The organism is Citrobacter sp. VF227 (assembly GCF_052950715.1).
The window spans coordinates 1-440 of the sequence record NZ_JBRFVF010000574.1 but is presented as its reverse complement, the minus strand read 5'-3'; the positions used below and the strand labels follow the sequence as shown (position 1 = coordinate 440).

Here is a 440-nt window from a genome sequence, read left to right as displayed (position 1 = left end):
CGCCTACACGGCGAGCGGGACGACGGCCGCGCGGGTCGCGCGCAAGCGCCCCGCCGCGTCGATCCTAGCCCTGACCCCCAATGTCGCGACCTCGCGGCGGCTGAGCCTGCTGTTGTGGGCGCACAGCGTCCTGACGTAGGACGTCGACAGCTACGAGGAGATGACCTCGAAGGCCTGCCACCACGCGCAGGACGAGGGCTTCGCGCGGTCGAACGACATCATCGTGGTCACCGCCAGCATCCCGTTCCACACCGCCGGCAACACCAACAACATCCGCCTCATGCAGGTCTGAGGCGCCCGATCGGGCGCCGAGCTGGAACGCGGCCCGCGCCTGACCCGTTGTTGGGGAAGCTGCGCCATTTGGGCGCGATACCGGAGGGCCGACCCATGAACCTGATCGGACGCATCGTCACCAAGATCCTCGGCAACGAGAACCGACC

1 pseudogene is annotated in these 440 nt (G+C 68.4%); it reads left to right on the top strand.

Annotated elements, in window-relative coordinates:
- A pseudogene (locus tag ACU8YC_RS27935) lies at positions 1-292 on the top strand (pyruvate kinase alpha/beta domain-containing protein); the annotation flags it as partial.
- Positions 293-440 lie beyond the last annotated feature (148 nt).